The following is a 13,993-nucleotide window of genomic DNA, read 5'->3' as shown; positions in this document are numbered from 1 at the left end:
AACCTGCCCGTCGCGATCCGCCTCACCGGCGAACTCGACACCGAGGCACTGTCGTTGGCGCTGGCCGACCTGGTCCGCAGGCACGAGTCGCTGCGCACCCGCTACCCCGAACACGGCGGCACCCCGGTGCAGCAGATCGTCGCGGCGGAACGCATCTCGCTGGATCTGCGCCCGGTCGCGGTCTCGCCGGACGAGCTGTTCGAGACCGTCACCGAGTTCGTCTCCACCGGTTTCGATGTGGCCGAACAGGTTCCGATGCGCGCGCGGCTGTTCCGGGTCGCCTCCGCTGAACACGTCTTGGTCGTGGTCGTGCACCACATCGCCGCCGACGGCTTCTCGATCGCGCCGCTGACCCGCGACGTCATGCGGGCCTACACCGCCCGCGCCCAGGGCACTGCCCCGGGTTGGACGCCGCTGCCGGTGCAGTACGCCGATTTCGCGATCTGGCAGCGTGCGGTGCTCGGCACCGAGGACGACGCCGATTCGTTGATGTCGCGCCAGGTCGGGTATTGGCAGCAGCAACTCGCCGGCGTTCCCGACGAACTGACCCTGCCGTTCGACCGGCAGCGTCCGGCCATCGCCTCACTGCGCGGCGCCACCGTGCATCGCGAGCTCTCGCCCGAGCTCATCGCGAAGCTCGACGAGGTGGCCCGTCGCCAGGGCGCGTCGCTGTTCATGGTCATGCACACCGCGCTGGCGGTGCTGTTGGCTCGCCTTTCCGGCTCCGACGACGTAGCTATCGGCACCCCGATCGCGGGCCGTGGTGAGCAGGCGCTCGACGACCTGGTTGGCATGTTCGTCAACACCCTGGTGCTGCGCACCGGCGTGCGCCCGGCCGAGTCGTTCACCGACCTGCTCGAGCAGGCGCGCAAGACCGACCTGGACGCCTACGGCAACGCCGACGTGCCCTTCGAACGCCTGGTGGAACTCCTGGCGCCCGAGCGCTCGCAGTCGCGCAACCCGCTGTTCCAGGTGATGCTGGCCTTCCAGAACCTGGACCGCACCACCTTGGAACTGCCCGGCCTGGCTGTCTCCGCGCTCGATCTCGACGAGAGCGTTGCCCGCTTCGACCTGCAGTTCACCCTCTCCGAGCTGGGCGAACCCGGCCACGGCGGGATGGCGCTGGCACTGAACTACGCCACCGAACTGTTCGACGAGGACACCGTCGCCACCATCGCGACCCGCTGGGAACGAGTGCTCGAAGCGGTGGCCGCCGATGCGTCGGTGACCGTCAGCGCGATCGATGTGCTCGATGCCGCCGAGCGGGCCGACCTGGTGTTCCGGGTCGGCGAACCGCCGGTGCCCGCGCGCACCCTGCGCAACCTCATGGCCGACGCTGTCGCCCAGAACCCGACCGGCACCGCCGTGGTGTTCCAGGGGACGAGTGTCGCCCACCCGTCGCCCGACCACCGCCCCTCATCGAGTCGCTTCGCGACGCTGTCGTACGCCGAACTCGACGAACGCTCGAACCGCCTGGCGCGCTTGCTGATCGCCGAGGGAATCGGCACCGAAGACCTCGTCGCGATCGGCGTTCCGCGATCGGCCGACTCGGTGCTGGCAGCGTGGGCGGTCGCCAAGACCGGTGCCGCGTTCGTCCCGGTCGACCCGACCTATCCCGCCGACCGCATCGCCCACATGGTCACCGACTCCGGTTCGCCGCTGGGCATCACCGTCGCGTCGGTGCTGGGCGGACTGCCCGACATCGCACCGCCTACCGCGGCCGGTGTCGAATCCACGCCGCACGCGTCGGGTGAAGCCGCCGAGTCGGAAACAAGCCATGGCAGTTCGACCGCGGATGCTCCCGCGGCAGGTTGGCTCGTGCTCGATGAGCTCGACCTGGCTCGTTTCGACGGCGGTCCGATCACCGACGCCGAGCTCGTCCGGGTAACCGCCCCTGAGCAGCCCGCCTACGTGATCTACACCTCCGGCTCCACCGGCGTGCCCAAGGGCGTCGTCGTCACGCACGCCGGTCTTGCCAACTTCGGCGAGGAGCAGGCCAAGCGCTACGCCCTCGATTCCGGCACGCGCGCACTGCATTTCGCCTCGCCCTCGTTCGACGCCTCGATCCTCGAACTGCTGCTGGCGCTGGCCCGCGGTGGCACGCTGGTCGTCGTCCCGCCGGGCGTCTACGGCGGCGACGAACTGTCCGAACTGATCCGCACCGAGCGGGTCACCCACGCCTTCATCACCCCCGCCGCCCTGGCGACCTTCGACCCCACCGGCCTCGACTCGCTGCGCGTCCTGGTCGCCGGTGGTGAGGCGGTGCCCGCCGATCTGGTGAGCAAGTGGGCAGTTCCCCTGGAAAACGGCACAACTCGCGCCTTCCACAACGGTTACGGACCCACCGAGACCACGATCATGACGAACATCAGCGCCGCGCTGGTGCCGGGCGAGTTGGTCACCATCGGTGGGCCGACCCGCGGCATGCGCTCGCTGATCCTGGACGCCCAGCTCCAGCCCGTTCCGGTGGGTGTCGCGGGTGAGCTCTACCTGTCGGGCATCCAGCTGGCCCGCGGCTACCACGCCCGCGCCGGGCTCACCGCCGACCGGTTCGTCGCCGACCCGTTCCTGCCGGGGGAGCGGATGTACCGCACCGGCGACGTCGTGCGCTGGACCGCCGAGCGGACCGTCGAGTACGTCGGCCGCTCCGACTTCCAGGTCAAGATCCGCGGCTTCCGGATCGAACTGGGCGAGATCGACTCCGCTCTCGCCTCGCACGAGACCGTCGACTTCGCCACCACAGTCGGCCACAAGAGCACCGCTGGCGCCGTCTCGCTGGTCGCGTATGTGGTTGCCGCGCCGGGTCATTCGATCGATGTCGCCGCGCTGACCGCGCACGTCGAGGATCGCCTGCCCGCGTACATGGTGCCGTCGTCGATCATGGTGATCGACCACGTGCCGCTCACCCCGGTCGGCAAGCTCGACCGAAAGGCGCTGCCGGAGCCGGTGTTCGCCACCGAGGTGACCTTCCGGGCCGCGCGAAACCCGATCGAGCAGACCATCGCCGAGGTCTTCGCCGAGGTGCTCGGGGTGGAACGCGTTGGCGTGGACGACTCGTTCTTCGCCCTCGGCGGCGACTCGATCGTCTCCATCCAGCTCGTCTCCCGCGCCAAGGCGCGCGGCGTGCTCTTCTCCCCGCGCAACGTCTTCGAACAGCGCACCGTCGCCGGCCTGGCCTCGGTCGCCGAAACCGCCGATGTGGCAGCCGCTTCCGCGATCACCCTGGCCGAGCTGCCGGGCGGTGGCGTCGGCGAGATGCCGCTGACCCCGGTCGTGCGGTTCATGGCGGAGCGGGCCGGTTCGTTCAACCGGTTCAACCAGACCATGGCGCTGGAACTGCCGGTCGGCATCGACCGCGCCGGCATCGCCGCCACCGTCGGCGCGGTCATCGATCGCCACGACATGCTGCGCTCGCGCCTGCACCAGGTCGACGGCCGCTGGGTCGTCGACACCGCCCCGACCGGCACCGTCGACGCCACCGCACTGATCGACCACACCGCTTTCGACACCGCCGTCTCCGATGCCGAACTCGTCGAAATCGCTTCCGCCGCATTGGATGCCAGCCTCGACCGCCTCGACCCCGCCAACGGTGTCGTCGTGCGCTTCGTCTGGCTCGAGCCGGACCTGAACACCGCTGAGTCGAGCGACGCCGCCCCGGAGGGCCTGGCAGTCACGCACACCAGCGCCGCGACCGGTGCGTCGAATGCCCGTCGGGCGGGTCGACTGATCGTCGTCGCCCACCACCTCGTGGTCGACGGTGTCTCGTGGCGCATCCTCGTGCCCGACTTCGTTTCCGCGTGGGGTCAGCTCTCCGCCGGGCAGCAGCCCGAACTCGGCGCCCCCGCCACCTCGATGCGGGCCTGGGCGCACGCCCTCGCCGACGAGGCGAAGAGCGCCGATCGCGCCGCCGAACTCGACTTCTGGCGTGCGGTCGTCCAGACCCCGGACCCGCTGCTCACCGAGCGGCCGATGGACCCGGCGGTCGACGTCTCCGGCGTCGTCGAGAAGCTGCCGGTCGAGGTGTCCGCCGAGGTCACCAAGGCCCTGCTCACCACCGTCCCCGCGCTGTTCCACGGTGGCGTGAACGACGGCCTGCTCACTGCGCTGGCACTGGCCGCCGCCAAGTGGCGCTCCACCCGCACCGGTACCGCGAGCAGCGACCGTGCCGCCACGAACGGTCGCAGTTCGGCCGCGGGCGCGCGGTCCGGCGACGACGCCCTGCTGGTCCGCCTCGAAGGCCACGGCCGCGAGGAAGAGGTCGCGCCCGGCGCCGATCTGTCCCGCACTGTCGGCTGGTTCACCGCGATCTTCCCGGTCCGCCTCGACCTGGCAGGCATCGATATCGACGCCGCTCTCGCCGGTGGACCGGCGCTGGGCCAGGCCGTGAAGGCCGTCAAGGAACAGCTGCTCTCGGTGCCCGACAAGGGCATCGGTTACGGCCTGCTGCGGTACATGAACGCCGAGACCGCCGTCGAACTGCCCACGCAGCTCCCCGGCCAGATCAGCTTCAACTACCTCGGCCGCGTCGCCGACAGCGATGTCCCCGAAGCCCTGCGCGGCTTCGGCTGGATTCCCGCGCCCGAACTGGCCGCCCTCGGTGGCGCCTACGACGCCGACATGCCCGCGATGGCGCCCCTCGACGTCAACGCGATCGTCGTCGGCGACAAGCTCAGCGCCAACATCGGCTACCCGAGCACCCTGCTCGCCGAAGCCGAGGTCCGCGAATTCGCCGACCTGTGGATCACCGCACTCGAAGCCGTTGCCCGGCACGCCAATTCGGCGGACGCGGGCGGCCACACGCCGTCCGACTTCGCTCTCGTGCGCGCCACCCAGCGTGACATCGACACCTGGGAGCAGCGCTACCCCGAGCTGACCCAGGTGTGGCCGCTGGCCGCGCTGCAGGCAGGCCTGTTCTTCCACGCCCGCCTCGCGGCCAGCTCGGTCGACGTCTACACCGCCCAGGCTGTTCTCACGCTCACCGGTCGCGTCGACGCCACCCGTCTGCGCGCCGCCGCCCAGGCGCTGCTCGACCGCCACGAAACCCTGCGCACCGCGTTCGTCACCGACCACGACGGCAATGCCGTACAGGTCGTCCTCGACACCACCCGTGTTGCCTGGACCGAACACGACCGCACGGAATCGGGCGAGTACAACGACCTCGTCGAGGCCGACCGCACCGCCCGCTTCGACCTGGCGAACCCGCCGCTGATCCGCTTCACACTGATCCAGATCGCCGAGCACGAGTGGCGCTTCGTGGTGTCCAACCACCACATCCTCCTGGACGGCTGGTCGACGCCGCTGGTCATGCGTGACCTGCTCGCCCTCTACGCCCTGCACGGCGACGCGAGCGCGCTGCCCGCCGTTCGCTCCTACCGCCACTTCCTGGAATGGGTTGCCCGCCAGGATCATTCGGTCTCGGTCGAGGCCTGGTCCGACGCACTGCGCGGCGTCACCGAGCCCACCATGCTGGCTCGTCCCGACGCGAGCCGCGAGATCGCCGCGTTGTCCGACGAGTACCTGTTCGACCTCGACGAGCCCACCACGGCCCGCCTGGTCGCCCTGGCCGCCGACCTCGGCGTCACCCCGAACACCGTTCTTCAGGTGGCCTGGTCGATCGTGCTCGGCCGGATGACCGGCCGCGACGACGTGCTCTTCGGCACCACCGTCTCGGGCCGTCCCGCGCAGCTCGCAGGCGTGGAATCCATGGTCGGCCTGTTCATCAACACCGTCCCGGTGCGCGTGCGCTTCGACGCCGCCGAATCGGTGCGTGACGTGCTCACCCGTACCCAGGGCGAGCAGGCCGACCTGCTCGACCACCACTACATCGGCCTCGCCGAGATCCAGTCGGCGGCAGGCATCGGTGGCCTGTTCGACTCGCTGGTGGTCTTCGAGTCCTACCCGGTCGACGCCGAGGGCATCAAGGCCCAGGCCGCCGATATCGACGGCATGGCCGTCACCGGCCTCGACGCCGCCGACGCCACGCACTACCCGCTGTCGCTGATCGCCCAGCTCGACACCCAGCTGCGCATCCGCGCCGGCTACTTGAGCGACCTGTTCGACGCCGCCACCGTCCATCGCATCGCCGAGCGCCTGATCCGGGTGCTCACCGCGATCACCACGGAACCGGCTGTCGCCGTGGGTGATATCGAGCTGCTCGATGCCGCCGAACGCGAACTCGTCGTCCGTGCGTGGAACGCCACCGCGCACGAGGTCGATCAGCAGGCCACCCTCGTCTCGATGTTCGAGGCCCAGCTGGCGCGCACGCCGCGGGGCACCGCGCTGTCCTTCGAGGGCACCAGCCTGTCCTACGCCGAGTTCGCCCAGCGGGTCTACCGCCTGTCGCGCTGGCTGATCGACCGCGGCGTCGGCCCGGAAACCTATGTGGCACTTGGCATGCGCCGCTCGCTCGACCTGGTGATCGGCATGTACGCGGTGAGCGTGGCCGGTGGCGCCTATGTGCCGCTCGACCCCGATCACCCGGCCGAGCGCACGGAATACATTCTGGCGACAGCGGATCCGGTGTGTGTGCTCACCTCGGGCACCGATCTGGCGATCGACACCGCGCAGGTGCGCATCGACCTGCTCGATCTGGACGGCTACACCGACACTCGCGTCACCGATGCCCAGCGCATCGCGCCGCTGCGTCCGGAGAACACCGCGTACGTGATCTTCACGTCGGGTTCGACCGGCCGGCCGAAGGGCGTTGCGGTCAGCCACGGTGCGATCGTCAACCGTCTCGTCTGGATGCAGGAGGCCTACGGCCTGACCGAGGCCGATGTGGTCCTGCAGAAGACGCCCGCCACCTTCGACGTGTCGGTGTGGGAGTTCTTCTGGCCCTTGCAGATCGGCGCGAAGCTCGTCGTCGCGAAGCCGGACGGCCATCGCGATCCGGCGTACCTCGCGGAGATCATTCGCACCGAGGGCGTCACCGTCACCCACTTCGTGCCGTCGATGCTCGCCGTGTTCGTCGCCGACGCCGCGGCCGCGCGCTGTGAGTCGCTGCGCATGGTGTTCGCCTCCGGTGAAGCGTTGCCGCCCAAGCCCGCTCACCGTCTGCGTGAGCTGACCGGCGCCGCGCTGCACAACCTGTACGGCCCCACCGAGGCCGCGGTCGACGTCACCTTCCACGAGGTCGTCGACACCGATGTGGACACTGTCCCGATCGGCGCGCCGGTCTTCAACACCCAGGTCTACGTTCTCGACGCGCGCCTGCGCCCTGTCCCGGTCGGCGTCGCGGGTGAGCTCTACCTCGCGGGCGATCAGTTGGCGCGCGGATACGTCGCGCGGCCTGACCTGTCCGCGGACCGCTTCGTTGCCAACCCGTTCGGCGCTGTATCCGACGGCGGTGCAGCCGAGGGCCCTGCGCGGTCACGCTCCGCTACCGCCTCCGGGCCCGCCGGCAGCCCCACGGGCGGCGAGCGCATGTACCGCACCGGTGACCTCGTCGCCTGGACCGAACAGGGCGAGCTGGAATACCTGGGCCGCACCGACTTCCAGGTGAAGCTGCGCGGTCTGCGCATCGAGCTCGGCGAGATCGAGTCCGCGCTCACCGGCCTCGACGAGGTCGCGCAGTCGGTGGTCGTCGTACGCGGCGATCAGCACACCGGTGACCAGCTGGTGGCCTACGTCATCCCGGCGACCGGCCGCACCGTCGACATCGAGGACACCCGCGAGGAACTGGGCAACAACCTGCCCGCCTACATGGTGCCCGCGGTGATCATCGTCCTCGACGAGTTCCCGCTCAACGCCTCCGGCAAGCTCGACCGCAAGGCGCTGCCCGCGCCGGTGTTCGAGGCCGCGGTGTTCCGCGCCCCGACCACTCCGGTCGAGGAGATCGTCGCGGCGACCTTCGCCGGCGTGCTCGGCCTCGACCGGGTCGGCCTCGACGACGACTTCTTCGCCCTCGGCGGCAACTCGCTGACCGCCACCCAGGTCGCCGCCCGCCTGTCGGCCGCCTTGGACTCCGATATCGGCGTGCGCGAGCTGTTCGAAGCCTCCACCGTCGCCGCCCTGGCGGCCCGCGCCGAGACGCACTCCGGTGCCGAGCGTCGCGCACCGCTGGTGCCGCAGCAACGCCCCGAGCGGGTGCCGCTGTCCCTTGCCCAGCAGCGCATGTGGTTCCTCAACCGCTTCGACCCCGAGTCCGCGGTGGACAACATCCCTGCCGCCGTGCGACTTTCGGGTCTGCTCGACCGCCAGGCCCTCCAGGTGGCCGTGGCCGACGTGCTCGCCCGCCACGAATCCCTGCGCAGCTACTACCCGGAGGTCTCCGGCGCCGGCTACCAGGTGATCGTCCCGACCGGCAAGGTGATCCCCGACCTCGCGCCGATCGAGACCACCGCCGCCGAACTGCCGCAACGGCTTTCGGAGCTGGTGCGCACCGCGTTCGACGTCACCGCCGAGGTACCCTTCCGCGCGGCCCTGTTCGAGGTGAGCCCCACCGAACACGTGCTCGCCCTTGTCGTGCACCACATCTCGGCCGACGGCTTCTCCATGGGCCCACTCACCCGCGACGTGATGACCGCCTACAGCGCCCGCGTCGAAGGCGCGGAACCGGCCTGGCGTCCCCTCGAGGTCCAGTACGCCGACTTCGCGCTCTGGCAGCGCGCCGTGCTCGGTGACGAGGACGACGTGAAATCGGTGATCGCCCAGCAGATCTCGTTCTGGGGTTCGACCCTGCGCGGCCTGCCCGAGCAGCTCGACCTGCCCGCCGACCGGCCGCGCCCCGCGGTCGCCAGCGGCCGCGGCGCCACCCACACCTTCGAGATCGACGCGAAAACCCACGCGGCACTGGCCGAGCTGGCCCGCACCCGTGGCGCGACGCTGTTCATGGTCGCCCACGCGGCGCTGGCCCTGCTGCTCTCGCGCCTGTCCGGCGAGAACGACATCGCCATCGGTACCCCCATCGCGGGCCGTGGTGAGCGCGCTCTCGACGACCTGATCGGCATGTTCGTCAACACCCTGGTGCTGCGCACCGAGGTGGACAGCGACGCCGGCTTCACCGACCTGCTCGGCGAGGTCCGCACGAGCGACATCGCCGCCTTCGGCCACGCCGACCTGCCGTTCGAGCGCCTCGTCGAGATCATCAACCCCGCTCGCTCGCAGGCCCGCCACCCGCTGTTCCAGGTCATGCTGGCCTTCCAGAACACCGCCCAGACGAGCCTGGAACTGCCCGGCCTCACCGTCAGCGGCGTCGACCTCCCGATCGACGTGGCCAAGTTCGACCTGCAGGTCGTGCTGACCGAGAAGCAGGGCGAGACCGCAGGCATCGTCGCCGAGCTGATCTACGCCACCGACCTGTTCGACGCGGCGACGATGGAACGCTTCGGTGCCCGGTTCGCCCGCCTGCTCGCCGGAATCGCGGCGACCCCGCACCGCGCCGTCGGCGACATCGCGCTGCTCGACTCGGCGGAAACCGCACTGGCCGTGCGGGGTTGGAACGACACCGCCCGCGAGCTGCCCGACGCGGGCACGCTGGTGGACGAGTTCGCCCGCCAGGCCGCGGCCACCCCTGACGCGGTCGCGATGATCGACCCCGCCACCGGGGAAACCCTGACCTACGCCGAATTCGCTTCGCGCGTACACCGGTTGGCACATCGCCTGATCGAAGCGGGCGTCGGCCCGGAATCCCTGGTCGCCCTCGGCCTGCGCCGCAGCGTCGACCTGGTCGTCGCCGCCTACGCGGTGCAGGAAGCAGGCGGTGGCTACGTGCCGCTGGACCTGGACCAGCCCGCCGACCGCATCGCCTATGTGCTCGAGACGGCGGCCCCGGTCGCCGTCCTCACTACGACCCGCGACGGGTTCGGGCTCGACGACAGCGCGGCCGAGGATGCCGCCGGATCACGCGCCACCGCGACCGCGACCGGCCAGGCTGCCGTGACCGGCGGCGCTGCCGTGACCGGCTCGTCCGCTGGGATCGGCTCGGCTGTCGGCGGCGAGGTCGCGGGTGACCCGATGACGCTGGTCATCGACGCGATCGACCTCTCGGCGTACCCGGAGACCCCGGTCACCGACGCCGAGCGGATCGCGCCGCTGCGCCCGCAGCACCCGGCCTACGTCATCTTCACCTCCGGTTCGACCGGTCGCCCCAAGGGTGTGGCCGTGCCGCACTCGGCCGTGGTGAACCAGATCCGCTGGATCACCGGCGAATACGGCATCGGTGCCGACGATGTAGTGCTGTTCAAGACGCCCGCCACCTTCGACGTCTCGGTGTGGGAGCTGTTCGGCCCGCTGAGCACCGGCGGCCGGATCGTCGTGGCGAGCCCGGACGGTCACCGCGATCCCCAGTACCTGGCGGATGTCATTGCCGCGCAACAGGTCACGATGACGTCGTTCGTGCCGTCCATGCTGACTGTTTTCGCAGCCAGCATCGGTGAAGCCGCTGTCGAGGGCGGAGCTCTGTCCTCGCTGCGCGCCCTGCTGATCGCCGGTGAGGCGTTCACCGCCGACACGGTCGTCGCGTTCCGCAAGGTGAGCGACGCGGCCCTGTTCAACCTGTACGGGCCCACCGAGTTCACCGTTCATGCGACGCACGGCCCGGTCGCCGACCAGGTCGAAGGTGCCGTCCCGATCGGTGCGCCGGTCTGGAACTCGCAGGCCTACGTCCTGGATTCGCGTCTGCACCCGGTCGCCGCCGGTGTCGCCGGTGAGCTGTACCTCGCTGGTGCCCAGCTGGCGCGCGGCTACTTCGGCCGACCCGACCTCACCGCCGACCGCTTCGTCGCCGACCCGTTCGGGACAAGCGGTGAGCGCATGTACCGCACCGGTGACCTCGTCCGCCGCGACGAGAACGGCGTCATCACCTATCTCGGCCGCACCGACTTCCAGGTCAAGCTGCGTGGTCTGCGGATCGAGCTCGGCGAGATCGAGGCCGCGCTCACCGCGCACAACACCCTCACCCAGGCTGTGGTGGTCGTGCGCTCGGATGCGCGCACCGGTGACCAGCTCGTCGGCTATGTCGTGCCCGCCGCCGGCGAGACCGTCGAAATCGGCGCTCTGCGTGCGCATCTCGCGGCACAGCTGCCGTCGTACATGGTTCCGGCCGCGTTCGTCGTCATCGACGAGATGCCGCTGAGCGCCAATGGCAAGCTCGACCGGCGGGCCCTGCCCGAGCCGGTGTTCGAGGCGCGCGAGTTCCGCGCGCCGAGCACGCCGATCGAGGAGATCGTCGCCGCCACCTTCGCCGAGGTACTCGGCCTGACCGGCGACCGCGCGGTCGGCCTCGACGACGACTTCTTCGACCTGGGCGGCAACTCGCTCATCGCCACCCAGGTGGTCGCCCGCCTCGGTGCCGCGCTCGACACCCGCGTCCCCGTGCGCGTGCTGTTCGAGGCGCCGTCGGTGGCCGCCCTCGCCGCCAAGGTCGAGGTCCACGCGGGTAGCGGCAGCCGTCGCGAGCTCGTCGCCGGTGCGCGCCCGGAGCAGATCCCGCTCTCGCTCGCCCAGCAGCGCATGTGGTTCCTCAACCGCTTCGACAGCGCGACCGGCGTCAACAACATCCCACTGGCCGTCCGCCTGACCGGTGACCTCGACATCGACGCCCTGAGCCAGGCCGTCGCCGACGTGGTCGACCGGCACGAGGTGCTGCGTACCGTCTACCCGGAAACCGCCGAGGGCCAGGGCGTGCAGGTCGTGCTGCCCGTGGGGCAGGTGCCGATCTCGCTGCACCCGATCACCGTGGGCGAGGACGAGATCCGCGATCGGATCAGCGAACTCGTGCTCGCCGGGTTCGACGTGACCGCCGAGGTCCCGGTGCGCGCCGAATTGTTGCGCATCGCGGGCTCGATGGACGGCTCGCAGCCCGACACCCACGTGCTGGTCTTCGTCGTGCACCACATCTCCGGCGACGGCTGGTCGGTGCGCCCGCTGGCCCGCGACGTGATGATCGCCTACGCCGCCCGCTCGCGCGGCGAGGCGCCCGGCTGGACCCCGCTGCCCGTGCAGTACGCCGACTTCGCCCTGTGGCAGCGCGAAACGCTTGGCTCCGAAGCGGATTCGGCGTCGATGATCGCCCAGCAGGTGGCCTACTGGTCGCAGCACCTGGCCGGTCTGCCCGACCAGCTCGACCTGCCCGCCGATCGGGCCCGTCCCGCCGTCGCGTCCAATCGCGGTGGCGTGCACGAGTTCTCGATCGACCCGACGCTGTCGGCGAGCCTCAACGCGCTGGCCCGCGAACACGGCGCCAGCCTGTTCATGGTCGTGCACGCCGCGTTCGCCGCACTGCTGGCCCGCCTGTCGGGCAGCGACGACATCGCCATCGGCACCGCCGTCGCGGGCCGTGGTGAAGCGGTGCTCGACGATGCCATCGGCATGTTCGTCAACACCCTGGTCCTGCGCAGCACCGTCGACCCGGCCCAGCCGTTCGCCGACCTCCTCGCCCAGACCAGGGAGAACGACCTCGCCGCCTTCGGCCACGCCGACCTGCCCTTCGAGCGGCTCGTCGAGATCCTCAACCCGGCCCGTTCGCAGGCACGCCACCCGCTGTTCCAGGTGATGCTGTCGTTCCAGAACACCGGCGAGGCCTCCTTCGAACTCCCCGGCCTCGAGGTCGCGGGCGTGCCGCTGGATGTGGTCACCGCCAAGTTCGATCTGCACCTGAACCTGGCCGACCGCCACCGTGCCGACGGTTCCGCCGACGGCATGACGGCCGAATTCGCCTACGCGACCGACATGTTCGACGCCGGCACCGTCGCCGCTCTCGCGCAGCGCCTGGTACGGATGCTGACCGCGGTCGTCGCCAAGCCGACCCGCGCGATCGGCGAGGTCGACCTGCTTGCCCCGGCCGAATACCGCCAGGTGGTCACCGACTGGAACGCCACCGAGCACCCGGTCGACCAGGCCGCCACGCTGGTCTCGATGTTCGAGGCACAGGCCGCGACCAGCCCGAACGCGACCGCCGTGACATTCGAGGGGACGAGTCTGGCCCACCCGTCGCCCGACCACCACCCCTCATCTAGTAGCGCTGCGACGCTGACATATGGCGAGTTCTCCGCGCAGGTGAACCGCCTGGCCCGCCACCTCATCGCCCAGGGCGTCGGCCCGGACACCATGGTCGCGCTCGGCATGCGCCGCTCGCTCGACCTGGTGATCGGCATGTACGCGGTGAGCGTGGCCGGTGGCGCCTATGTGCCGCTGGACCCCGACCACCCGGCCGAGCGCACCCACTACGTGCTCGAGACCGCGGCACCGGTCTGCGTATTGACCACTGCCCGTGACGAATTCGACGCGGGATCGACCGCCGCGCTGAACATCGAGCGCCTGGATCTCTCGGGTTACTCGGATGCGCCGGTCACCGATGCCGATCGGATCGCGCCGCTGCGTCCGGAGAACACCGCGTACGTGATCTTCACGTCGGGTTCCACGGGTCGTCCGAAGGGTGTGGCGGTCAGCCACGGTGCGATCGTCAACCGTTTGGTGTGGATGCAGGAGGCCTACGGTCTGACCGAGGCCGATGTGGTCTTGCAGAAGACCCCGGCGACGTTCGACGTGTCGGTGTGGGAGTTCTTCTGGCCCTTGCAGATCGGCGCGCGACTCGTTGTCGCGAAGCCCGATGGTCACCGCGATCCGGCCTACCTCGCCGAGCTCATCGCCGCCGAGGGCGTCACCACCGCGCACTTCGTGCCGTCGATGATGTCGGTCTTCGTCGCCGAACTGGCCGAGTCCGCCGCCGTGGCGCTCGCCGACGGTGCGGAGGTCTCGAGCAGCCTGCGCCTGGTGTTCGCCTCGGGTGAGGCGCTGCCCGCGCCGACCGCCCAGCGGATGCGCGCGCTCACCGGCGCGGCCCTGCACAACCTGTACGGGCCCACCGAAGCCGCGGTCGACGTGACCTTCCACGAGGTCGCCGATGCCGACACCACCTCGGTGCCGATCGGTGCTCCCGTCTTCAATACCCAGGTGTACGTGCTGGATTCGCGTCTGCACCCGGTGCCCGTCGGCGTTCCCGGCGAGCTGTACCTGGCCGGTGTCCAGCTGGCGCGCGGCTATGTCGCTCGCC

Annotated in this window: 1 protein-coding gene (running past both ends of the window); it reads left to right on the top strand. The window is 70.3% G+C overall.

Every position in this 13,993-nt window falls within one protein-coding gene, locus ACQHI0_RS24585, for a non-ribosomal peptide synthase/polyketide synthase, read on the top strand. The gene is 44,592 nt long; 16,359 of those nucleotides lie to the left of the window and 14,240 to its right, leaving coding positions 16,360–30,352 in view, spanning codon 5,454 (complete) through codon 10,118 (partial); the first complete codon in view begins at nt 1. The start codon and the stop codon both lie outside this window.

Source organism: Nocardia sp. FBN12 (genome assembly GCF_050320175.1).
Taxonomy (GTDB): Bacteria; Actinomycetota; Actinomycetes; order Mycobacteriales; family Mycobacteriaceae; genus Nocardia.
This window is presented reverse-complemented; position numbering and strand designations above follow the sequence as displayed.